This is a genomic window from Cupriavidus sp. MP-37 (genome assembly GCF_020618415.1).
Lineage (GTDB): Bacteria > Pseudomonadota > Gammaproteobacteria > Burkholderiales > Burkholderiaceae > Cupriavidus.
Genome location: NZ_CP085345.1, coordinates 693,155 through 715,549, shown reverse-complemented (window position 1 = coordinate 715,549; position 22,395 = coordinate 693,155). Strand labels below are relative to the sequence as shown.

Sequence of the window (22,395 nt, the reverse complement as noted above, 5' to 3'; positions counted from 1 at the left end):
CTCTCGCCGCTGCGGCGGGGCGTTCCTATACTCGGCCCCGTATCCAACGATCCCCTTGCGCGGGACCCCTACGGGAGAAGCCTCCATGTCTCACCTCCTCGACCTGGCGTCGGTCAACGCGCTGGACGAAGCGGCCTTTGCCGAGGCCTTCGGCAGCGTGTTCGAACACTTTCCGCAGGCCGCGGCAGGCGCCTGGGCGCAGCGGCCGTTCGCCTCGGTGGCGGCGCTGCATGGCGCGATGATGGACGTGGTGCGCAAGCTCGATGCGCCGCGCCAGCGCGATTTCCTCAACCTGCACCCGCAGCTGTCGGCACGCAATATCCGCGCGGGCACGATGACGGCGGATTCCAACGCCGAGCAGAAGAGCGCCGGACTGGATGCGATGTCGGTGCAGCAGGAGGCCACGCTGGACCAGCTCAACGCGGACTACCAGGCGCGCCACGGCTTTCCCTTCATCATCTGCGTGCGCCACTACACCCGCGAAGGCATCTTTGCCGCATTCGAGCGCCGCATCGGCCGCAGCACGCAGCTGGAACTGGACGAGGCGCTGGCCCAGATCGCGGCCATCACGCGCGGGCGGCTGGCGGCGCGGCTGGCCGGCTGAGCCCGGTTCCTAGCCAAACGCTTCAAGGCCCAGCGCCAGCATCCCCACCAGGATCAGGCTGAGGGCCCAGACCGCCTCCAGGTTGAACCAGCTGCGCGACACGAACTGCAGTCCCAGGTAGCGGTAGACCAGCCACGCCATGCCGCCGCCCATGGCAAACATGGCCAGCGTATGGAGCAGGGCGACCGCCAGCGCCATGCCCAGGTTGGCGCTGGCCAGCGTGGCGGCCGCCTGGTGCCCCGGCTCGCTATCGGCGCGGCACAGGCCCAGATAGATCGGCACCAGCATCAGCCCGGCGCCATGCGCGATCGCCACCGCGAACGACCACAGCGCCAGGCGCGATGGCGCGATGCGTACCAGTGCGCGCGGATGGCCGCGCCTGAGCAGCAGCGCGATGCCGCCGACGATCAGCAGCACGCTGGCGCCGATGCGGATCTGCGCCTGCCAGGCGACCAGCGCGGCCAGCATGCCGAACGGCAGCGTCACCGCCAGCACCGCCAGCGCGTGCCCGGCTGCCAGATACCCCAGCGCGGCAAGCAGGGCACGGCCGCTGTGCGCCAGCAGCCCGTTCGATACCGCCAGCGGCCATCCCATCGCCGGGTTGATGCCGTGATAGAGGCCGCTGGCCAGCACCGCCGACCACAGGCCAAGCTGTTCCCAGTCGTGCCCGCTCAAGCCCTGGCCGAGGGATAGCAAAACGAGTCGGTCGAGCAGTCGCCACCTTCCAGCCGGATCTGGTGCGCGCGATAGCCATCGGGAAACTCGACCCAGTAATCGTCGGTCAGCTCCAGGCCGCCGTCCGCGCCGGCCCGGGCCATGACCTGCGCGCCGGGAATGCCGTCGGGGTAGAACTGCTGGTCCCAGGTGGAATACAGCGAGTTGGTCCAGTAGACGCGCTCGCCATCGCGGCTGATCTCGACCATCTGCGGACCGCCGGCGAAGGGCTTGCCGTTGGGGTGCGGGGTGCGGCGGACGATGCCGCCGAGATGGACCGAGCCGGCGAGCCGGAGCTTGCGCGGATCGGTGACGTCGTACTGGCGCATCTCGCCCGTGCCCCAGCACGACACATAGAGGAACCTGTCGTCCAGCGACAGATCGATGTCGGTCACCAGCGGCGGCACCGCGCCGAAGCCCTGCAGCAGCGGCGGCAGCTGGCTGGCGTCGGCGGCTTCGGGCGGGATCGTCGCGGTCTTTTCGGCGTGGAACTTGCCGTCTTCGCGCCACCAGGTCCAGATCGAGCCTTCCAGGTTGGTGGTGTCGACCACCACGCCGACGAAGCCGTACTCGCGCACCGGATCATGCGCGGGCCGGACTTCCAGCGCCATCTGGTGATTCGCGCCGAGGTCGATGGTCTGCACGTTGCGGCGCGCGCGCAGGTCCCAGAAATGCAGCTTGTGGCCGTAGCGGTTGCCGAGCAGGTCTTCGGGCACCAGTCCGTTCTCGAACTGCGGCGGCAGGGCCCATTCGCTCGACACCATGTAGTCGCGCGGCAGGTTCCACCAGAAGTCGTAGTGTTTCTGCTGCTCGCCGCGGTCGATTTCCCAGCGGCCCAGCACCTCGAAAGTCTCGCAATCCATGATGAAGATGCCCGGCGTGCCGTCGGTGCCATCCGGCCCGCTGCCGCCGAGCGTGCTGACATAGATGCCTTCCGGGCCGCAGTGCACGGTATGCGGCCGCGAATAGCCGGTCTTGCGGAAGATCTCGTCGGGCTCGACGATCTTATGGATGCGCGCCTGGGTCGGATGCGGCTTGGTGTCGACGATATACAGGCGCGACGAACGCATCCCCGGAATGATCAGGTAGCGCCGCTCCAGGAACGCATGGCCGGTCAGGGGAGACAGCGCCGATGAACAGGCGTTCCAGCCGAAGTGATGCAGCTCGTCGCCGTGATGCGTCATCGGCACCGTGTGCACCACCTGGCTGTAGGTCGGCGAGCCGGGCTTGACGTCGATCACCGCGAGCGCATCGGGCTGCGCGCCGCCCGGGCTGAGCAGCACCGTATAGGCAAAGGATTCCGCTGGCGCGTGGATTGCAAGCTCCGGCGAGGCGTGAAACGTCGGATCTGGCCGCATGTTCATGGTGAGCCCCTCCCTGGTCCTGGCGGACCTTGCGACATCGCCGGTACGTCACCTGGCGCGTGGCCGAGTGCGCGGTAAGCCTACTTAGCCTAGGTCGTTCTGCATGCCGAGTCAAAGCCGTGCGTGCCGCGGCGCCTGCGTGGATTCACGCACGCGGAAGGGCCGGTTTGCGAAATACAGATTGTCGGAAACACACGGATCGCGCAGAAAGGAGGCTTGATCAAGCACAGGAAAATCCAGGCGATGGACGCGGCAATCGTGGCAGGCAAGGGCGAGGCTTACAGCCTCGACAATCCGGCATTGGAAAGCATCGGGGTCCGGATCACCCAATGGCGCGACGACTACGTCGAGCTGGAACTGCCGCTCGCACCCAGCATGCTCAACCGCAGCCGCGTGGTGCATGGCGGCACGATCTGCACCTTGCTCGACGCCGCCACCGGCTATGCCGGCCTCTACTCGGCGCCGGGCGAGAGCCCGCGGCACGCGGTCACGCTGTCGCTGACGTCTAACTTCCTCAGCAACGGGACCGGAACCTTGCTGACGGCGAAAGGGATGGTCGATCGCCGCGGGCGTTCGATCTATTTTTCGCGCGCCGAGGTGTGGCTGGACGGGGAACTGCTGGTGGCAACGGGCGTGGCCACCATGAAGTACCTGAAGTAGCGGTCTACTTGCGGCGGCGCCAGACTTGTTCCGACGCGAAGCGTCACGCCTCGCGCCGCGCCAGCGCCAGGAACGCGCCCAGCCCCAGCATCGTGACACCAGAGGCCCGGGTCATCAGCCGTGCGCGTGCCGCGCGCGCGGCGCCCGACTTGAGCAGGCGATGCGCGGCGAAGACCACGGCTACGTCCACCAGCGTGTTGAGCGTGACGCAGATGCAGCCCAGCAGCACCAGTTGCGACACGGCCGCCGCGCCCGGCGCGACGAACTGCGGCAGGAACGCCAGGAAGAACAGCGCGGTCTTGACGTTCAGCAGCTCGACCATCACGCCATCGACCAGCGCGCGCCGCGCGCCTCGCGCCGGCACCGCCGCGACCGTGGCAGGCGCTTCCCTGCGCACCAGCAGCCGGATACCCAGGTACACCAGGTAAGCCGCGCCCAGGTACTTGAGCACGCTGAACGCCACCGCGGACTGGGCGATGACCAGCGACAGGCCCGCCGCCGCCGCGAACACATGGAGCAATCCGCCGATGCCCGTGCCGAGGCAGGAAGCAAGGCCTTCCGAGCGTCCGCCGGCCACCGTCCGCGCGACCACATAGGCGATGGCTGGGCCGGGGGTAATGGCGAGTACGACGGCGGCGATCAGGAAGGGGATCAGCGACATGGTTGGGGATTCCTTGTTGGTGGGCAGCTTGCGGCGAGAGCGCATCAGACCGCGTTGCGCATCGACTGCGCCAGTTCCGCGCAGCCGCGCGCCTCCAGTGCGCCGACCACGCCAAGGCGGTCGCGCGTGTCCTTGTTCTGGCTGAGCTTGCGCTTGCCCACCAGCGACGTCACGGCGATCTCGATACCGACGATGCCGCGCAGCATGGCGTCGAGGTATTCGGGCGGGGCGTCGCCCATTTTCCACGGCCGGGGTTCGGCGGCCTCGTGCCGCCGCGTCAGGCGTGCGACCAGCCCGCGTACGAAGCGCGCATCGTCGCGCACGGTGAGGGTGCCGTGCGCGTGCACCACCTCGTAGTTCCAGGTCGGCACCTGGCGGTGCGTCTCATGCTTGCTCGGATACCAGTTCGGCGAGACATAGGCCTCGGCGCCGCGGAACACGACCATCACTGGCGTGCCGGCCGGGCAGCGCTGCCAGACCGGGTTGGCCCGCGCCACGTGGGCGGTGAGCACGCCGTGGGTACCAGTGCCGGGATCGAACTCGAACGGCAGGTGGTCGGCATCCAGCCCGTGCTGGCCGTGCGTGACCAGCATGCCAAGCGGATGCGCCCGGATGATGCGGGCGAGGGCTTCGGGGCGTGGCTCGGCGAAATGGTCGGGAATGTACATCGCGGGGCTTGGAGGTCAATGCCGTTCAGATAAGGTTCCCATTCCTACCGTCATTCCCGCGAAAGCGGGAACCCAGCGTCGTTGAAAGTCACTGGGTCCCTGCTTTCGCGGGGACGACGGTTGCTTATCTCAACGTCATTAGGGGCTTGAAGAGTTTGAATGCTCGATACTGTCGCCGACAACTGGCACAATCGGAAGGTCCAGTTTCGAGGAATCTTAATGGGCCAGTTTGACCCGCCAGGCGGCGGCCGGCCCGGGGCCACGGGCGCGGGACGCCGCATTTACGAGCTCTTGCGCGGCCAGATTGCCGACGGCACGCTGGCGCCGGGTGCGCCGGCGCCGTCCACGCGCGGCCTGGCGGCCGAGCTGGGGGTATCGCGCACCACCGTGACCGCCGCCTACGAACAGCTTGCGGCCGAGGGTTTCCTGGTCACCGCCAGGGGGCGGGCGGCCCGGATTGCCGGCCCGCTGGCTGCCCCTGTGCCCCCCATGCCGCCGGCCGCGCGCCGCGCCAGCGCGGAGCCGGTGCTGTCAAGGTTCGGCCGTCGCGTCGCGGGCCTGGCCCTGCCGGCGCCGCCGCCGGAACCGGTGCGCTTCGATTTCCTGTATGGCGCGGTGGCCTGGCGGGATTTCCCCGCGCTGGCCTGGCGGCGTGCCTGGCAGGCCGAGTTGCTGCGGCAGCAGGACAGCCTGTGCTACGCGGCGCCGCAAGGCGAGCCATCGCTGCGGCGCGCGCTGCAGGGCTATCTGGGCCGCGCCCGCGGGCTTGCGTGCGAGGCGGAACAGATCGTGGTGGTGCATGGCTCGCAGCAGGCCATCGACCTGTGCGCGCGGCTGTTGCTCGATGACGGCGATGGCTTTGTCTTTGAAGAGCCGGGCTACCTGATGGCCCGGCGCTGCTTCGAAGCCACCGGTGCCAGCTGCCTGCCGGTCCGGGTGGATGGGCATGGCATGGATACCGCCAGCCTCCCCGCTGGTGAGCGCGTGCGCCTGGCCTACGTGACGCCGTCGCACCAGTTCCCGCTGGGCGGGGTGCTGCCGATCGGGCGGCGCCAGGCCCTGCTGCAATGGGCGCGGCGCCATGACGCATGGATCGTCGAGGACGACTACGATGGTGAATTCCGCTATGGCCAGCGCCCGATCGACACGCTGCGCGGCATCGATACCGACGGCCGCGTGATCTATGTCGGCACCTTCTCCAAGGCGCTGTCGCCGCAGCTGCGGCTTGGCTACCTGGTGTTGCCGCCGGAACTGGTGCCCGTGTTCAGGCAGGCCAAGCGGCTGGCCGACCGCCACGCGCCCGTGCTGGAGCAGCGCGTGCTGGCCGCGCTGATCGACAGCGGCGCCTACGAGCGCCATGTCCGCCGCATGCGCCGCGAGCACGAGCGCCGCCGCGCGGCCCTGCTGGATGGCATTGCGCGCCACCTGCCTGGCGATGCCGAGGTCAGCGGCACGGCGGCCGGGCTGCATGTGGTGCTGTGGCTGCCGTCGCTGCGGCCACAGGACGAGCCGGCGCTGGTGGCCGCCGCGCGCCGCCACGGCGTGGGCGTTTACCCGGTATCGGCGCTGTACGCGAGGCCGCATGGAGCCGGCCGGCCCCGCGCGGCCGGGCTGGTGCTGGGCTACGCCAGCCTGGCTACCGCGCAGATAGAGCAGGGCGTGCGCGTGCTGGGCGCGGTGGTCGCGGCGATGGCACCGTGAGCGGGCCGTTGCGCGCCCGCCGGCATCCCGGGCGTTTCTGCCAATGACATTGAACAGAACGGCAATTGGCCCGTCTGGCGCGACGCTCTAAGGTCTGTCGAAAACGACCGCAGACGGCGCACCCGCGCGCACGGAGCGGCACGACCAGAACGACGACCAGGAGACAGCGCGTGGCTATCACAAAGCGTGGAAGGTGCAATGGTTTGCGATCGGTAGTGGCGAAGGCCATGGCCGCGTTGGCGCTGTGCACGGCAGCGGCGCCGGCCGCGCTGGCGGCGGGGGAGTTCCCGGCCAAGCCGATCGAATTCTGGATTCCGTTCCCGCCCGGCGGGCCTACCGACGGCTCGCTGCGCACGCTGCTGGCGGCCGCCGGCAAGGAGCTGGACCAGCGCGTGGTGCCGATCAACAAGCCGGGCGCGGGGGCCACGCTGGCGGCCCAGGTGATGTCCCAGACCGCGGCGCCGAACGGCTACACGCTGTCGATGGTCGCGGCCAACATCTTCCGCATGCCTCACCTGCAAAAAACGCCATACGATCCGCTCAAGGACTTTACCTACATCATCGGCCTGACCAACTACCGCTATGGCCTGGTGGTGCGCGCCGACGCGCGCTGGAAGACGCTCGAAGAGTTCATCGCCTACGCCAGGGCGAACCCCGGCAAAGTGACCTACGGTGCGGTCGGCATCGGCAGTTCGGGACATATCTCGATGGAAAAGCTCGGCCGGGCCGCCGGCGCGAAGTTCACCTTCGTGCCTTACAAGGGTGGCGCGGAGGAAATGATGGCGCTGCTGGGCGGCGACATCGATGCGGTGCTGGACCCGGGCTGGGGACAATATGCCGTCGCCGGCAAGGTGCGGCCGCTGGCCATCGTCGGCGACGCGCGCTTTGCGCGCTTCAAGGATGTGCCGACCCTGAAAGAGCGGGGCTACGACATCACCGCCAGCTCGCTGGTCGGCATCGTCGGCCCGCGGGGCATGGATCCCGCGGTGGTCAGGAAGCTGCACGATGCGTTCTTCCGGGCCGCGCAGGATCCCGCCTACCTGCGCTCGCTCGAGGCCATCGACCTGGAGCCGGTCCACCTCAACAGCGCGGACTACACCAGGTTCGCGGCGGAGCAGTTCGAGCGCGAAAAGCGCGTGGTGCAGCAACTGGATATCAGCCTGCAGTGATCAGCGTGCGATCACCGCGCGACTGGCTGCACTGTCTTAGTGCGGCCAGTCATGCCGCGGCATCCGTGGCTCGGGTTCGCGCCGCTTCTTTGATACGCTGATGGTGTACCTGCCGCTGCCATCGCTGCATGCACCCCGAGCGTGGGTGACTTCCGCACTCCCCCGGCTGGCAGCGGCCAAAGGAGTGATCATGCAAGAGCTGAGCTTTAGCGCCCTGCTGTACCGCTATTTCTTCTTCGGCTGGCTGTTCCGGGACGCCAGCCGCGGCAACCGCGCCGAACGCACGCGCGCCTGGCACTTCAACCAGGCGCGCGCCCATTGGCTGCTGACCTACATGCGGCGCTGGCTCTGGTGCGGCGCGTTCTTCTACGCGCTGGGCAGCGCGGTCGAACTGATGCTGTCCGCGCCGGCGCTGTCGGCGCTGTTCTACGTGCCGGGCGCGCTGTGCGTGCCGGTCAACGTGGTCATCGGCGTGCTGTGGCTGGGCCTGAAGACGCTGCCGGGGCCGCTGTGAGCATGGTGGGCCGCCAACGGCTTCGTTCTCCCTCTGCTATGGTTAACAGGCCTTTCCGTCACGCGCGCCGGCACCTTGCCGGCAGCGCGCACGGTGGCCCACCGCAACCTTGGAACCAGGGGAGAACGGCATGAAACCCGGCAAGCTCATCGTGGCGGCGGCGCTTGCCGCCGCGTCCGTCGCGCCCGGTATGGCGATGGCGCAACCCGAGACCCGCGTCGACTCGGTTTCCGGCGTGGGCGCGTCGCGCACCACCGGCACGGTCAAGGCCACGGCCACGGTGGCGGCCATCGATGCGGCCACGCGCACCATCACCCTCAAGGACGAGCAAGGCAAGCTTACCAACGTGCAGGTGGGCGACGATGTGCGCAATTTCGGGCAGCTGCGCGTGGGCGATGCGGTCACGGCGGAGTACACGCAAGCCTTGTCGGTCAGCCTGAACCGCCAGAGCGGGATCCGCTCCAGCAGCGAGCGCGAGGTCACGCAGCGCGCCGCGCCGGGCGCCAAGCCGGGCGGCATGGTCGGGCGCGAGGTCACGGTCACCGCGGACGTGGTGGCGGTCGACACCAAGACCGGCATGGTCACGCTGAAAGGCCCGCAGGGCCGGATGGTGGACGTGCATGTCGCGGATCCGAAGCAGCTGAAGGCGGTCCGCGCCGGCGAGCAGGTGCAGGCGGTCTACACCGAGGCGATCGCGATCTCGGTCACGCCGCGCAATGCGCGCTGATTTGCCGGCCAATGCGCGCGGATTCGTCCGCTACATCACGCGCCCGAACCACCACAGCGACAACAGCCCCGCGCAGGCCGCGAGCAGCGCGCCCAGCGCGGCGAACAGCGCGGTGATCTCGATCTGGCTGCGCTTGTCGAACGCCAGCCGCGCGTTGAGCGCGCGATACACCCGCTTCAGTTCGGCGGCGTCTTCCAGGCGAAAATACTCGGCGCCGGTGGCATCGGCGACTTCCTTCAACACCTTCTCGTCCAGCCTGACACGCGCCGACCAGCCGTCGACCGAGAGCACCACGCCTTCGGGCGTGCCCACGCCCACGGTATAGACCCGCACGCCGTGCTCGGCGGCAAGCTGCGCCGCGCGCTGCGCGGCCGGGCCGGCGTTGCTCTCGCCGTCCGAGAACAGCACGATCGCGCCGGAGGTATAGGAGCCCGGCTTCACCGGCTCGGTGTCGGCGGGCGGATTGGCCAGGGCCCGTGGTTTCCTGGGCTGCGGGGTGTCGTCGTTCATCAGCCGCTCGGCATCGGCCGTGAGTTCCGGCAACAGCGTGGTCAGCGCGATCAGCAGGCCGTTGCCCAGCGCGGTGCCGCCCTGCGGCTGCAGGCGCTCGATCGCGGTGGCGACGGCCTCCCTGGCGCGGGTGGGCGCCTGCGCCACGGCGGCGGTGCCGGCCATCGCCACCAGGCCGACGCTGACGCCGGCGGGCTGCGCCTCCAGCAGGGTGGTGGCGGCCTGCTGGGCCGCGCGCAGGCGGCTGGGCTTGACGTCCTGGGCCCGCATGCTGCCGGACAGGTCCATCACCAGCACCACCGTCTCGATGCGCGAGGGCAGCATCATCACGGCCTGGGGCCGTGCGATCGCGGCGATCAGCGCGGCCAGTGCCAGCAGGATCAGCAAGGGCGCCACGTGGCGGCGCCAGCCCGCGCCGCTGCGCGAGGCAACCCCGGCTGCCTTCAGCGCCGGGTAATGCACCGCCGCGTGCCGCCTGCGCCGATCGAGCCAGACATAGCCCGCCGCCAGCGCCCCGACCAGCGCGAACAGCCACAGCATGCCTGGCCACAGGAAGCTGAACACGGGCAGGCGGCTGATCGCGTCGATCATGCGGCCCCCCGGGCGAGGTTCGCGGCCTTGGCGCTGCCTTGCTGGCGCCGGCGCTGCCGGGCGAAGCTCAGCAGCGCCAGGTCGAGGCGGGCGTAGGTCGACAGCGTCAGGCACGCCACCCCGGCGCGCGCGAAGGCCAGGCGCAGCTCCGCCTCGCGCGCCTCGGCGGCGGCGGCGAAGCGCTTGCGGAAGGACGGGTCATGCGTGTCGACGAACAACTGCTCGCCGGTTTCCGCATCCTGCAGCACCACCAGTCCCAGGTCCGGCAACGCGGTTTCCAGCGGATCCACCAGCCGCACCGCGACCACTTCATGCCGCCGCGCCAGCATCCCCAGCGACGCCTGCCAACCCGGCGCGCTGATGAAATCCGAGACCACGAACACCACCGAGCGCCGCCTTGCCACCGCGCGCGCGCGCTCGAGCAGGTCGCGCAGGCGGGTGTCGCCCGGCGATGCGGCAGGCGTGGCGCGCATGCGGTGCAGCAGATGCAGCAACTGGCGGCGCCCGGCGCGCGCGGGCACCACCGTGGCGTCGACGTCGGTGGCGCCGCCATAGAGCACGGCACCGACCCGGTTGCCGTAGCGCGTCAGCAGCAGCGCCATCACGGTGGTGAAGTCGCTCAGCAGGTCGCGCTTGCGCACGCTGCCGGAGCCGAAGTCGATCGATCCGCTCAGGTCCAGCAAGAACCACGCCGCGACTTCACGGTCTTCCTGGTACTCGCGCACGTGGGGCGTCTGCAGCCGCGCGGTCACGTTCCAGTCGATATGGCGCACGTCGTCGCCGGGGTGGTACTCGCGCAGGTCGGCAAGGTCCAGGCCGAAGCCGCGGAACAGCGTGCGGTAGTCGCCTTGCAGCAGCCCGTCGAGGCGGCGCACCACGGTCCATTCCAGGCGCCGCAGCAGGGCGTCGGTCTGGCTGGCACCGACGCCGGCAAGCGCCACGCCGGATCCGACGCCGGATCCGGATCCGGCTCCGGGCGCGGTGTCCGGGGCGTCCCGGCGCTTAGTCCGCCGCAGCCCGAACATGGGATTCCATGGGCCGCTCGGGAACCGGCAGCGCCTGCGTGATGCGGGTGATGAGCTGGTCGGCCGTCACCCCGTCGGACATGGCCTCATACGACAGCGACAGGCGATGGCGCAACACGTCGGGCACCAGGTCGGTCACGTCCTCGGGCAGCGCATAGTGGCGGCCGCGCAGATAGGCCAGCGCGCGCGCGCCTTCGATCAGGCCGATGGTGGCGCGCGGGCTGGCGCCGAACGACACGTAGCGGTCGAGGTCGGCCAGGCCGTAGTCGCCCGGCTTGCGCGTGGCCGCGACCACGCGCACCGCGTACTGCACCAGGCTGGGATCGACATACACCTTGCGGCACGCCTCCTGCAGCGCGGTCAGGTGCTCGGGCGTCGCCACCGGGCTCACGCTGATGCGCGGGCCGGTGACGCGGTTGACGATGACCACCTCTTCCTCTTCCGACGGATAGCCCACCAGCACCTTCATCATGAAACGGTCGACCTGCGCCTCGGGCAGCGGGTAGGTGCCTTCGGTCTCGATCGGGTTCTGCGTCGCCATGACCAGGAAGGGAGCGGGCACGCGATGGGTCTCGCCGGCGATGGTGACCTGCTTTTCCTGCATGACTTCCAGCAGCGCGCTCTGCACCTTGGCCGGCGCGCGGTTGATCTCGTCGGCCAGCAGCAGGTTGGCAAAGACCGGACCGCGCACCGTCGAGAACTCGCCCGTGCCCTGGTTGTACATGCGCGTGCCGACCAGGTCGGCCGGCAGCAGGTCCGGCGTGAACTGGATGCGCTTGAAGGTGCCGCTCATGGTCCGCGCCAGCGTGTTGACGGTCAGGGTCTTGGCCAGCCCCGGCACGCCTTCGACCAGCAGGTGGCCGCCGGACAGGATGGCCACCAGCACGCGTTCGAGGAAGTGGTCCTGCCCGACCACCACGCGTTTCACCTCGTACAGCAGGCGTTCCATCAGGTTGGCGCTGTCGGCAGCGCCTCTGGCTTGGTCGTTCATAGGTCCCCGCGTCAGAAAGGAGAAGTTCCGATGGATACGCCGGCACTTTCGATCGTGGTGGCGAAGCCGATGCCGATGAAAGTGCCGCTGTTGCCGGGATTGAGGATGGCGGTGACGATGCCCACCACCTCGCCGCTCATGTTCACCAGCGGGCCGCCCGAGTTGCCCGGATTGACCGCGGCATCGAACTGGATCAGCTTGTCCAGGGTCCGCTTGTTGTCCGGCGCGACGAACTCGCGGTCCAGCCCGGACACCACGCCGGCGGACACCGACGGGCCGATGCCGAACGGAAAGCCCACCGCGACCACTTCCGAGCCTGGCAGCAGGTCGCGGCTGGAACCGAGCGTCGCCGCGGGCAGGTCGTCGGGTATCGACTTGGCCTGGATCACCGCCAGGTCTTTCTCGGGAATGGTCTGCAGCACCGTGGCCTCGGACGTGTGCCCGTCGTGGAAGGTCAGCTCCAGGCGCCGCGCTCCCGCAATCACGTGGAGGCTGGTAAGGATCACGCCGCGCTCGGTCACCACCACGCCCGAGCCGATGTGGCGGGATTCCGGCTTGTCTTCCGCGCTGTTGCCGGGCGGGCGTTCGTTGGGCAGCGGCGGGATGGCGGGGGCAGGGGGCGTCGAAGGCGAGGATTCCGGCGGCGTGGCAGGAGCGTCACGCCCGGCCTGCGGCGCGGACGCCGCATCGGCGGTTTTCTCGGGCGCGGGGAAGTTGCGGATTTCGACCACCGATTCACGCACCGCCTCGGCGGCCATGGCGGTGCGCGAGGGCAGGGGCTTGGTCTCGAGCGTGTGCAGCACGGCCGCGTCGATGTCCTTCTGCGTCAGCGCGCGCGGCTTAGGCTGCAGCAGCCACGCCGAACCCACGCCGGCGGCGAGCACCAGCGCGACGGCCGCCGAGACCCACCCGTAGATCGTCACCCGTTTCATCGCAGCCCCCGAGGTCCCGTCCCGCCGTGGAAAATACAGTACCATCCTCTTACCCACGCGCCAAGGAGCAGGGCATGCAGTTTCTCTGGCCGCAGATGCTCTGGTTGCTGCTGGCGCTTCCGGTGCTGGCAGCCGCTTACCTGTACCTGCTCGCGCGGCGCAAGAAGGCCGCGGTGCTGTATGCAAGCCTTGCATTGCCGCGCGCCGCACTGGGCCCGCGCCAACGCCTGCGGCGCCACATTCCCCCGTTGCTGTTCTTCTTCGCGCTGGCCGCGGCACTGCTGGCCTGCGCGCGCCCCAGCGCGACCATCACGCTGCCGGCCGATACCGTGACCCTGGTGCTGGCGATGGACACCTCGCGCAGCATGGAGGCTGCCGACGTCCCGCCCAACCGCATCAGCGCCGCGCAGCAGGCCGCGCGCGACCTTGTGGTGGGGCTGCCGGCCAGCGTGCGGCTGGGCATCGTCTCCTTCGCCGGTACCGCGGCAGTGGTGCTGCCGCCCACCGACAACCGGCAGGACATGCTCGACGCGATCGAGCGCTTCCAGCTGCAGCGCGGCACCGCCACCGGCAGCGGCTTGTTCCAGGCGCTGGCGGTGCTGTTTCCCGAAGACGGCATCGACCTCGAAGTGATCCTGTTCGGCAGCCGCTCGGACCGCGCCGGGCGCGGCGCCTCGCTCGACGAGTCCGCCGCGGCCGATGCCGCGCGCCGGCGCGAACAGAGCCAGCAGGCGGCGCAGCCCGGCTCGTACCGGCACGGCGCGGTGATCCTGCTCAGCGATGGCCGCCGCACCACGGGCCCGGACCCGCTCGACGCCGCGCGCATGGCCGCCCAGCGTGGGGTGCGCGTGTACACCGTCGGCTTTGGCTCGCAGCAGGTCACGAGCGCACCGGAATCCAGCCTGTCCTACTTCATGCAGCTCGACGAGCCGGCGCTGCGCGCGATCGCCTCCATCACCGGCGGCGAATACTTCCACGCCGGCACGGCGGCCGACCTGACCCAGGTCTACCGCCAGCTCAGCGCGCGCTTCGCGCTCGAGCGCAGGGAAACCGAACTGGGTGCCTTGTTCGCCGCCGGCGCGGTGCTGCTGCTGGCGGTGGCGTGCGGGTTGTCGATGCTGTGGTTCAGGCGGTGACGCGGTGCGGGGCCGGCCGTCGGGTGCCCCGCTGCCGCTACTGGTCCGCCTTCGCGCCCGAACGGCGCACGATTTCCGCCCACTTCCTGCCTTCGGCTGCGTTATAGCGGGCAAAGTCGGCGGGCGAAGAGCCGACCGGCTCGGCGCCCATGTCGGCATATTGCTGGCGCACATCCGGCCGCTTCAGCGCGGCGGCCGCGTGCGTGGCCAGCTTTTCCACCACCGCTGCCGGCGTGCCGCGCGGCGCCCACAGCCCATACCAGGTGCTGATGTCGAAGCCGGGCAGGCCGGATTCCGCGACCGTGGGGATGTCGGGCAACGCGCTGGCGCGGCGCGGGGTGGTGACGGCGACGGCACGCAGCTTGCCGGACTTGATGAAGGGCATGGCCGACGGCATGGAATCGAACATCAGCTGGATCTGGCCGCCCATCAGGTCGGTCAGCGCCGGGGCGCTGCCCTTGTACGGGACATGCTGCATCGGCACCTTTGCCGCCAGCTTGAACGACTCACCGGCCAGGTGCTGGGCCGAGGCATTGCCGGCGGAGCCGAAGTTGAGCGCGCCGCCCTCGCGCCTCGCATAGGCAATCAGGTCCTGCACGGTTCTTACCGGCGAGGCGTTGTTGACCACCAGCACCAGCGGGACGTCGGCCAGCTGCGTGATCGGCACGAAGTCCTTGAACGCGTCATAGCGCATCTTCGGCTGGATGCTGGGGTTGATCACGTGCAGCGAGGCATTGGCGAGGATGGTGTAGCCGTCGGCGGGCGCGCGCGCCACGGCCTCGGCGCCGATCATCCCGCTGGCCCCGGGCTTGTTGTCGACCACCACACCCTGGCCCAGGCTCTCGCCCATCTTGACCGCGACCACGCGCGCCAGCAGGTCGGTGGGCCCGCCGGCGGGATAGGGCAACACCATGCGCACGGGATGCTGCGGGAATTCCTGCGCACCGGCGGCAGCGGGCAGCAGGGCGCCTGCGGCGGCCAGCACCAGCGCCGCGCGCAGCCGCGGCCAGATCGCACGGGGTTTCGGATATCGGGTGTTCACGTCTCTGTCTCCTTGATTTTTATGGCTACCTTGCCTACCACCTGGCGCGATTCCAGCGCGTCCAGGGCATCGCCCAGGCCGGTGATCGGATACGTCGCGGACACGGTCGGGGCCAGCTTGCCCCGCGCGGCCCAGTCGAACAGCGTCGCCATGACCTCCTGCAGCGCCGCCGCGTGCTGCACGCGTTCATTGGCGGGGGTCCAGCCGATGTAGCGGCCAAAGAAGAACCCGTGCAGCGTCAGGTTCTTGACCAGCAGCAGGTTCACCGGCGCCTGGGGAATGGTGCCGCTGGCAAAGCCGATGCTGAGGATGCGGGCGTTTGCCGCCGCCGCGCGCAGCGCCTGCTGGAACAGGTCGCCGCCGACCGGGTCCACCACCACGTCCGCGCCGCGGCCGCCTGTCAGGGCCTTGACCGCGGCCGCCAGGTCTGCCGGCGCCAGCGCGTGCGTGGCGCCGCGCCGCAGCGCGTCGGCACGCTTGGCTTCGGTGCTGGCACAGGCGATCACGGTGGCGCCGAGTTCGCGGGCAATCTCCACGGCGGCCAGGCCAACGCCAGCGCCGGCGCCAAGCACCAGCACGGTGTCGCCGGCGCGCAGCGCGCAGCGCCAGACCAGCCCGCAATAGGCCGTTCCGTACGAAATCGGGACCGGCAGCGCCACCGTTGGCGGCAGCCCGTCCGGCACGCGGTAGACGGTGTATTCGGGCAACGTAACCTGTTCGGCAAAGCAGCCCCAGTCCGCAATTGCCACCACGCGGTCGCCGGGGCGCAGCCGCGTGACGGCATCGCCGCAGGCAACCACGCGGCCGACGGCCTCCGTGCCCGGCACGAAAGGCAGCGGCGGGCGGCGCTGGTACTGCCCGGCGATCATCAGGCCGGTGGCATGGCTCACGCTGGCGTACTCGACAGCAATCGTTACCGCGTGCGCGTCTGTCAGCGCCGGCTCCGGAATCGACTGCACGGCGACGTCATGCACGCTGCCGAACCGCTCGCATACCAGCGCCTTCATCGGACACCTGCCTCGGCCGCACCGGCCTGCCGCACCACGCCCTGCCGCAGCCAGTCGTCGATGGCGGCGTGGCCGAAGCCCGCTTCACGCAGGATCTCGACGGTATGTTCGCCGTTGGCCGGCGCCGCGCCGGCATCCCGGCGCATGCCGCGCGCCGGGATGCCGGCAAAGGGCAGCGGCCCCAGCCCGGGCTGCGCGATGGCCTGGAAACTTTGCCGATGCGCGGCCTGCGGGTGCGCCAGCACGTCGTCGTAGCCGCGAACCGGGGCATGCAGCACGTCATGCCGGCTGAGGATGTCCTGCCATTGCGCGGTGGTGCGCGTGGCAATCCGGCTTGCCACCAGCTGGTCGAGCAGCGCCGCATGCGCCATGCGCGCGGCGTTGTCGGCAAAGCGCGGGTCGTCGAGCCAGTCGGCATGATCCAGCGCCCGGCACAGCTTGCCGAACTGCGCGTCGTTCAGCGCCAGCAGCGTCACGCTGCCGTCGCGGCTGGCGTAGACGCCGTTGGGCGCACTCACCGGCCCCGCGGCGGCGGCGCCGCCGAGGGCATGCTCGATCAGGTTGTTGGCCTGCAGCGCGCAGCAGGCCTCGAACAGGTTCAGCTCGACATGGCCGCCGCGCCCGCTGCGAAAGCGCCGGCACAGCGCCGCGGCACAAGCCTGCGCGGCATACAGGCCGGTGGCCGCATCGGCCAGCAGCATGCCGATGCGGCGCGCGTGGCCGGCAGCGTCGCGGTTGGCGAACATCAGTCCGGAATCGGCCTGCATCACCGAATCCGACGCCGGGTAGTCGGCATACGGACCGTCCGGGCCATAGCCGCTGATCGACACATAAACCAGTTCCGGGCGCTGCGCGGCCAGCGTGGCATAGCCGACGCCCAGCCGTTCGGCCACCTGCGGGCGGAAGTTCTGCACCACCACGTCGGCCTGCAGCGCAAGGCCGAGCAGCACGGCCTTGCCGGCGTCGGTGGTGGCGTCGATGCAGGCGCTGCGCTTGCCGCCGTTGTACGCCAGCGTCAGCGCGCTGGTATCGCCGCGCACCACGCCGACCTTGCGGCCCCAGTCGCCCGCGGGCGGCTCGACCTTGATGACTTGGGCACCTTGCTGCCACAGGATGTGGGCGCAATACGGGCCGGCGATGCCCTGGCTGATGTCCAGCACGCGCAGGCCGGCAAAGGGCAGTTCCGCCTCAGGCGGATTGGCAGGGAACGGAAGGGGCATGAGTCCGACGGCAGCAATAAGCGGGAGCTTTATGCTAGGGTTGGCCTCCCGCCGAAACAATCCCTCGACTTGTGCCAATGGTGTTGACTGATGATTGACAATAGCTTCGATCTCAACCTGGTGCGGCTCTTTGTGACCATGGTCGAGTCGCGCACGCTTACGGCGGCGGCGCAGCGCAGCGGCATGACGCGCTCCAACGTGTCGCGCCGCCTCAAGCTGCTGGAGCAGCATCTCGGCGCGCAGCTGATGCGCCGCACCACGCGCCATGTCGAGCTGACCGAGGCGGGGCAGCTGCTGTATGCCCATGGCTTGCGCATGCTGGATGAACTGCAGTCCGCCAACACCGCGATCGACAGCCTTGGCGAAGTGGTGCGCGGTGACGTGCGGATCCGCCTGCCAACCGGCCTCGGCCACCTCTACCTGACACCGCTGCTGCTGGAGTTCGCGCGCAACTATCCGCAGATATCGCTGCGCGTGGTGATCAACGACAACATCGGCGACCTGATCCCGGCCGAAGTCGACGTTGCCCTGAAGATCACCTCGCAGCCGCCGGACGACCATGTGGCGCGGCGCATCTGCGCGGTCGGCTGGTGCCTGTGCGCGTCGGCATCGTTTCTGGACCACCACGGGCCGGTCCGCACCGTGGCCGACCTGGAACGCTGCGACATGATTGCGCCGGCATCGCTGGGACGCCGCTTTACGCTCAAGGTATGGCTGGCCGGCACGCCGATGACATTGCGCGTGTCGCCGCGAATCCAGTCAGGCGACTATCCGTTCCTGTTCGAATCGGTGATGGGCGGGCTGGGCGTGGCGCTGCTGCCGCGCTACGCGGTCTGGCGGCAACTGCAGTCCGGGCAGATGCGCGAGGTGCTGGCCGAATGCGAAGCCGAAGGCGTCGGCGACAGCGTCTACATGCTGACCGCGCCCAACCGCTATCCGACCCTGGCCACGCGCACGCTGATGGACTTTATCCGCCTGCACCTGGAGCGGCAGGCCGAGAACTGGGGCAGCCGCCACGACGCTGCAGCGGCCGCCAGTTGAGTCAGCCCCCCCGGGGTAATGCCGTTCAGTTAACAAACACTACCGTCATTTCCGCCGGCGCGGGAACGACAGTGGTTAACTGAAAGCCATTCCCCCCTCGGGGCGCCTGACCGACGGCGCGGCATGGCGGCAAACGCGCCTACTTCTCCTGCATCTTCGCCGCCTTGACGATCTCGCCCAGGCGACGGCGTTCCGCGTCGACAAACTTGATGAAGTCCGCGCGCGTGCCGCCGATGGGCTCGATGCCCACTTGCTTGAGCTTGGCCGCGGCGGCGGGGTCTTTCATGGCCTTGTCCACCGCCGCGGCGACCTTGTCAAGGATGGCGTCGGGCGTGCCCTTCGGTGCATGGACGCCGGCCCAGTGCGCAATCTGCAAGTCGGGGAAGCCTTGCTCCAGCGCGGTCGACAGTTGCGGTCTTCGAGGCCTCGACGAAGTCGCGCAGGTCCTTGTATGGGGCGTTCTTCGGTACCACGATGACCGAAGGCGCCAGCCCGATCATCACCACCGGCACCAGCGCATCGTCCTTGAACGGCATGGACTTCTTGATCATGCTGTTGGAGATTACGCCGGCGGCGCTGATCAGGAAGGTGTAGCCGTCCGGCGCGCTGCGCGCCACCTGGTCGGCGCCCACGGTGCCGCCCGCGCCGGCAACGGTAAAGCCGCCGGCTGCCTACCCTGGCTCGCCCGGCGGCGCGGTAGTGCCGCGCTGCACCAGCGCCACCGGCATTTCCATCCGGCCGGGCTCGATGCCGTCCTGCAGCCAGCGCAGCAGCGCCAGCGCGGTCTGCCGGCCAAGTTCGCTGCTTTCCAGCGCAATGGTCGTCAGCGCGGGCGTGATTTCGGCAGAGATCGGCAGGTCGTCGCAGCCGACGATGGACAACTGCCGCGGCACGTCCAGGCCGAGGGCGGCAGCCTCGAACAGGCAGCCGAGCGCGAGCACGTCGTTGCCGCAGAAGATGGCCGTCGGCGTTGCCGGGGCATGGGCAAGTACCGCGCGCAGGCCGGCCCGGCCGCCGGCGAAGGTATAGGGCTGCTCGCAGACGGCGCCGGGGGGCAGCGGCACATGCAGCGCACGCAGCGTGCCGAGGAAGCCTTCGGTGCGAAGCCGCGCGCGGTCGTTATGCGCGCCGATGCCGGAGATCATGCCCAGGCGGCGGTGGCCCAGGTCGTACAGATGGCGCGCGGCTTGCGCGCCGATCTCGAAATTGTCGAAGCCGATGCACGGGTACTGGTGCGACAAGGACCAGGTCAGGATGGTGCGCGTGCCGGATTGCCGCAGCAGCGCCAGCGTCTCCGGCGCATGATCGGCGCCGACCAGGACCATGGCATCGACCGCGCGCTCGGACAGGGCCCGCACCACGTCGGTCTCGGTGTCCGGATCGTAGTTGTGCGAGCCCAGCAGCAACTGGTAGCCACCGGCCGCCAGGACCTGCTGCATGCCCTGGATCGCATGGGAAAAGATGGCGTTGTCCAGCGTCGGCACCACCGCGGCGACGGTGCGCGAGCGGCCGGACGCCAGCGTGCGCGCCGACGCATCCGGAACGTAACCAAGCGCGTCGATGGCCTGGCGCACCCGCAGCAGGGTGTCTTCCCGCACCAGCGAGGGCGACGAGAGGGCGCGCGACACCGTCGCCATCGATACCCCGGCTAGCTTCGCCACGTCTTCAAGTCTGGTCCGCCGCACGTTTGCTGTCCTGTTTGCCGTTGCGCCATTGTCACCGATCTGTGCGCTGGAGACGACTACGCCGGGAATGGCGCGCGGTGATGCACCGGTAGCCAAGGGAAAACCCTTCCTTGCAGTTCCCAGCGTGCCTACTACTCTTGCATGAAAGCGCTTTCATTTTTGGGACACCATTAATCTCCGGCTCTCAAGTATGACCTTGTCCGGAAATGATAGCGCTTACATTCGAATTTCCCTGCAAGGAATCCCATGATCACCTACCTGAAGCAAGCCGAGAAAACCCCGCAGACGGAGACCGCCACCGCGCAGAAAGTGGTGGCCGACATGCTGGCCGAGATCCAGGCGCATGGCGAGGCCGCCGTGCGCCAGTACGCCAGCAAGCTCGACGGCTGGGACGGCGAGATCGTGCTGACCCCAGACCAGGTCCGGCAACAGACCCGGGACGTGCCCGCGTCGGTGCGCGCCGACATCGATTTCGCGATCCGCCAGGTGCGGGAGTTCGCGCTGGCGCAACGCGAATCGCTGCGGGAGTTCTCGGTCGAGCTGCACCCGGGCGTCACGGCGGGGCAGCGTGTGATCCCGGTCAACGTGGTCGGCTGCTACGCCCCGGCGGGCCGCTATGCGCATATCGCCTCGGCCTATATGGGGGTGGCGACGGCGAAGGCCGCCGGCGTCGGCACCGTGGTGGCGTGCTCGAGCCCCTTCCGCGGCCAGGGCATCCATCCGCACGTGCTCTACGCCTTCCAGGCGGCGGGGGCGGACGTGATCATGACGCTCGGCGGCGTCCAGGCAATCGCTTCGATGGCCTACGGTCTGTTCACCGGCAAGCCCGCCGACGTGGTCGTCGGCCCCGGTAACAAGTTTGTCGCGGAGGCCAAGCGGTCGCTGTACGGACAGGTGGGCATCGATGTCTTTGCGGGCCCGTCCGAAGTCGCCGTGATCGCCGACGACAGCGCCGACCCGGCCATCGTGGCGAGCGACCTGGTGGGGCAGGCCGAGCACGGCCACGAGTCGCCGGCGTGGCTCTTCACCACCTCGCGCGCGCTGGCGGAACAGGTGATGGCACGGGTGCCGGCGCTGATCGCCGCGTTGCCGCCGACCGCGCGCGACGCGGCCACGGCGGCATGGCGCGACTACGGCGAGGTCATCGTCTGCGACAGCCGCGAGGAAGTGGCCGCGGTGTCGGACCGCTATGCCTCCGAGCATCTGGAGGTGCACGCGCGGGACCTGGACTGGTGGCTGGCCAGGCTGACCTGCTACGGCTCGCTGTTCCTGGGCGAAGAGACCACGGTGGCCTTTGGCGACAAGACCAGCGGCCCCAACCATGTGCTGCCGACCAAGGGCGCGGCGCGCTATTCCGGCGGGCTCTCGGTGCACAAGTTCATGAAGACCCTGACCTGGCAGAAGATGACGCGCGAGGCGACGCGGCAGATCGGGCAGGTGACCGCGCGCATCTCGCGCCTGGAGGGCATGGAGGCGCACGCGCGCACCGCGGACGACCGCATGGCAAAGTACTTTCCGAACGCCCGCTTCGAGATGGGCGCTCCGGTGGAGGTGTGACGATGGCGCCCATGCACAACGCGGCCGGCGGTGCTGGACCGGACCTGCGCGGCAGGCAGGCGCTGGTGACCGGCGGCAGTTCCGGTATCGGCGAAAGCCTTGCCGAGGCACTGGGCCGGGCCGGCGCCAGGGTGGTGCTGGCGGCGCGCCGCCAGCCGCAACTCGATGCCGCGGCGTCGCGGCTCGATGCGATGGGCATCGCGGTCGACACGCAGGCGCTGGACGTGTCCGACCTCGATGCCATACCCGCCGCCGCCGCGGCCTTGCAGCGCCGCTGCGGCACTATCGATATCCTGGTCAATGCCGCGGGCATGAACCTGCGCGAGCCCTTTGCCAGCGTCACGCCGGCTTCGTGGCGGCTGCAGCTGGACACGCACCTGGGGGCCCCGTTCTTCCTGACGCAGGCGCTGGCGCCGGCGATGCAGGCGCAAGGATGGGGGCGCGTGATCAACCTGGCGTCGCTGCAGTCGTACCGCGCCTTCGCCGACAGCGCGCCGTACGGCGCGGCGAAGGGCGGCATCGTTCAGCTCACGCGCGCCATCGCCGAGGCGTGGTCGCGGCACGGCATCACCTGCAATGCGATCGGACCGGGCTTTTTTCCCACCGCGCTGACCGGGCCCGTATTCGCCGACGCCGCGCTGGCCGGACACCATGCCGCGCGCACCTGCATCGGCCGCAACGGCGAACTGCCGGACCTGCACGGACTGGCAGCATTCCTGGCCAGCGACATGGCCGCGTATATCACCGGGCAGACCTTCATGGTCGACGGTGGCTACACGGCAAGATGACCAACGCCGCGGGGCGCTTCGACAGCCCCGCGTGGTGACCGACATCCAGAGCGCCATACGCGCCGCCTCGGGACCAGACCCGACAGGA

22 protein-coding genes and 1 pseudogene are annotated in these 22,395 nt (G+C 69.5%); 10 read left to right on the top strand and 13 right to left on the bottom strand.

Translation table 11 applies throughout. The features are described 5' to 3' along the window. The first annotated feature begins 85 nt into the window (after positions 1–85). Entirely contained in the window at positions 86–604 is a 519-nt protein-coding gene (uraD, locus tag LIN44_RS19735) for a 2-oxo-4-hydroxy-4-carboxy-5-ureidoimidazoline decarboxylase (protein ID WP_227315943.1), read from the top strand. A gap of 9 nt (positions 605–613) precedes the next feature. Here uraD and LIN44_RS19730 read toward each other — a convergent pair whose 3' ends face one another. Further along, positions 614–1,279, bottom strand: a complete 666-nt coding sequence (locus LIN44_RS19730) for a hypothetical protein (RefSeq protein ID WP_227315942.1) — start codon at positions 1,277–1,279, stop codon at positions 614–616. After that, positions 1,276–2,682 (bottom strand): selenium-binding family protein, encoded by a 1,407-nt coding sequence (locus LIN44_RS19725; protein ID WP_227315941.1) that lies wholly within the window; start codon positions 2,680–2,682, stop codon positions 1,276–1,278. The genes LIN44_RS19730 and LIN44_RS19725 overlap by 4 nt, the downstream gene beginning before the upstream one ends. Positions 2,683–2,925: 243 nt before the next feature. Here LIN44_RS19725 and LIN44_RS19720 point away from each other — a divergent pair, with 243 nt between their 5' ends. Then, the gene (locus LIN44_RS19720; protein WP_227316381.1) at positions 2,926–3,342 is read left to right on the top strand and encodes a PaaI family thioesterase; all 417 of its coding nucleotides are present in this window, start codon (positions 2,926–2,928) and stop codon (positions 3,340–3,342) included. Positions 3,343–3,385: 43 nt separating this feature from the next. Here LIN44_RS19720 and LIN44_RS19715 read toward each other — a convergent pair whose 3' ends face one another. Both LIN44_RS19715 and LIN44_RS19710 read right to left on the bottom strand, forming a co-directional pair. Then, positions 3,386–4,003, bottom strand: a complete 618-nt coding sequence (locus LIN44_RS19715) for a LysE family translocator (protein ID WP_227315940.1) — start codon at positions 4,001–4,003, stop codon at positions 3,386–3,388. A 44-nt stretch (positions 4,004–4,047) separates the two neighbouring features. After that, a complete protein-coding gene (locus LIN44_RS19710; protein WP_227315939.1) occupies positions 4,048–4,671 on the bottom strand; it encodes an FMN-binding negative transcriptional regulator in 624 nt (207 codons plus the stop codon). Positions 4,672–4,890: 219 nt separating this feature from the next. On the opposite strand from LIN44_RS19710, the gene LIN44_RS19705 reads away from it, so the two are divergent. The 4 genes from LIN44_RS19705 (at position 4,891) to LIN44_RS19690 (ending at position 8,782) form a co-directional block, all read left to right on the top strand. Continuing rightward, complete coding sequence (locus tag LIN44_RS19705; RefSeq protein ID WP_227315938.1) at positions 4,891–6,372, top strand: PLP-dependent aminotransferase family protein; 1,482 nt, start codon at positions 4,891–4,893, stop codon at positions 6,370–6,372. A gap of 227 nt (positions 6,373–6,599) precedes the next feature. Further along, positions 6,600–7,541 carry a tripartite tricarboxylate transporter substrate binding protein gene (locus LIN44_RS19700; RefSeq protein ID WP_227315937.1) on the top strand — a complete coding sequence of 314 codons (942 nt, stop codon included), beginning with the start codon at positions 6,600–6,602 and terminating at the stop codon, positions 7,539–7,541. 190 nt (positions 7,542–7,731) lie between these two features. After that, positions 7,732–8,055, top strand: coding sequence for a hypothetical protein (locus LIN44_RS19695; RefSeq protein ID WP_227315936.1), 324 nt, complete (start codon positions 7,732–7,734; stop codon positions 8,053–8,055). 130 nt (positions 8,056–8,185) lie between these two features. Continuing rightward, positions 8,186–8,782 (top strand): hypothetical protein, encoded by a 597-nt coding sequence (locus LIN44_RS19690; RefSeq protein ID WP_227315935.1) that lies wholly within the window; start codon positions 8,186–8,188, stop codon positions 8,780–8,782. A 30-nt stretch (positions 8,783–8,812) separates the two neighbouring features. On the opposite strand, the gene LIN44_RS19685 is transcribed toward LIN44_RS19690, so the two are convergent. The 4 genes from LIN44_RS19685 to LIN44_RS19670 are packed head-to-tail and all read right to left on the bottom strand — an operon-like array spanning position 8,813 to position 12,831. Continuing rightward, on the bottom strand, positions 8,813–9,883 hold the full coding sequence (locus LIN44_RS19685) for a VWA domain-containing protein (protein ID WP_227315934.1): 1,071 nt from the start codon (positions 9,881–9,883) through the stop codon (positions 8,813–8,815). Beyond that, the gene (locus tag LIN44_RS19680) at positions 9,880–10,908 is read right to left on the bottom strand and encodes a DUF58 domain-containing protein (protein WP_227315933.1); all 1,029 of its coding nucleotides are present in this window, start codon (positions 10,906–10,908) and stop codon (positions 9,880–9,882) included. Before LIN44_RS19680 ends, LIN44_RS19685 begins: the two co-directional genes overlap by 4 nt. Beyond that, complete coding sequence (locus LIN44_RS19675; protein WP_227315932.1) at positions 10,886–11,899, bottom strand: MoxR family ATPase; 1,014 nt, start codon at positions 11,897–11,899, stop codon at positions 10,886–10,888. The genes LIN44_RS19680 and LIN44_RS19675 overlap by 23 nt, the downstream gene beginning before the upstream one ends. Before the next feature lie 11 nt (positions 11,900–11,910). Continuing rightward, the gene (locus LIN44_RS19670) at positions 11,911–12,831 is read right to left on the bottom strand and encodes a S1C family serine protease (protein WP_227315931.1); all 921 of its coding nucleotides are present in this window, start codon (positions 12,829–12,831) and stop codon (positions 11,911–11,913) included. A gap of 74 nt (positions 12,832–12,905) precedes the next feature. Between LIN44_RS19670 and LIN44_RS19665 the strand changes: the two genes are divergently transcribed. After that, a complete protein-coding gene (locus LIN44_RS19665) occupies positions 12,906–13,967 on the top strand; it encodes a VWA domain-containing protein (RefSeq protein ID WP_227315930.1) in 1,062 nt (353 codons plus the stop codon). A 37-nt stretch (positions 13,968–14,004) separates the two neighbouring features. Here LIN44_RS19665 and LIN44_RS19660 read toward each other — a convergent pair whose 3' ends face one another. Genes LIN44_RS19660 through LIN44_RS19650 form a run of 3 tightly spaced genes read right to left on the bottom strand, consistent with a single transcriptional unit; the run spans position 14,005 to position 17,236 of the window. Further along, a complete protein-coding gene (locus LIN44_RS19660) occupies positions 14,005–15,009 on the bottom strand; it encodes a tripartite tricarboxylate transporter substrate binding protein (RefSeq protein ID WP_227315929.1) in 1,005 nt (334 codons plus the stop codon). Then, positions 15,006–16,016: an NADPH:quinone oxidoreductase family protein gene (locus tag LIN44_RS19655; protein WP_227315928.1), complete on the bottom strand. Its 1,011-nt coding sequence runs from the start codon at positions 16,014–16,016 to the stop codon at positions 15,006–15,008. Before LIN44_RS19655 ends, LIN44_RS19660 begins: the two co-directional genes overlap by 4 nt. Next, on the bottom strand, positions 16,013–17,236 hold the full coding sequence (locus LIN44_RS19650; protein ID WP_227315927.1) for a CaiB/BaiF CoA-transferase family protein: 1,224 nt from the start codon (positions 17,234–17,236) through the stop codon (positions 16,013–16,015). Before LIN44_RS19650 ends, LIN44_RS19655 begins: the two co-directional genes overlap by 4 nt. A 90-nt stretch (positions 17,237–17,326) precedes the next feature. On the opposite strand from LIN44_RS19650, the gene LIN44_RS19645 reads away from it, so the two are divergent. Continuing rightward, positions 17,327–18,277: a LysR family transcriptional regulator gene (locus LIN44_RS19645; RefSeq protein WP_227315926.1), complete on the top strand. Its 951-nt coding sequence runs from the start codon at positions 17,327–17,329 to the stop codon at positions 18,275–18,277. 139 nt (positions 18,278–18,416) lie between these two features. On the opposite strand, the pseudogene LIN44_RS19640 reads toward LIN44_RS19645, so the two are convergent. Together LIN44_RS19640 and LIN44_RS19635 are read right to left on the bottom strand one after the other, a co-directional pair. Further along, positions 18,417–18,924 (bottom strand): annotated as a pseudogene (locus tag LIN44_RS19640) (tripartite tricarboxylate transporter substrate-binding protein); the annotation flags it as partial. 24 nt (positions 18,925–18,948) lie between these two features. Continuing rightward, entirely contained in the window at positions 18,949–19,938 is a 990-nt protein-coding gene (locus LIN44_RS19635; protein ID WP_227315925.1) for a LacI family DNA-binding transcriptional regulator, read from the bottom strand. Between the two features lie 270 nt (positions 19,939–20,208). Between LIN44_RS19635 and hisD the strand changes: the two genes are divergently transcribed. Beyond that, positions 20,209–21,519: a histidinol dehydrogenase gene (gene hisD, locus LIN44_RS19630; RefSeq protein WP_227315924.1), complete on the top strand. Its 1,311-nt coding sequence runs from the start codon at positions 20,209–20,211 to the stop codon at positions 21,517–21,519. A gap of 11 nt (positions 21,520–21,530) precedes the next feature. Continuing rightward, complete coding sequence (gene hpsO / locus LIN44_RS19625) at positions 21,531–22,307, top strand: (S)-sulfopropanediol 2-dehydrogenase HpsO (RefSeq protein ID WP_227316380.1); 777 nt, start codon at positions 21,531–21,533, stop codon at positions 22,305–22,307. The last annotated feature ends 88 nt before the right edge of the window (positions 22,308–22,395 follow it).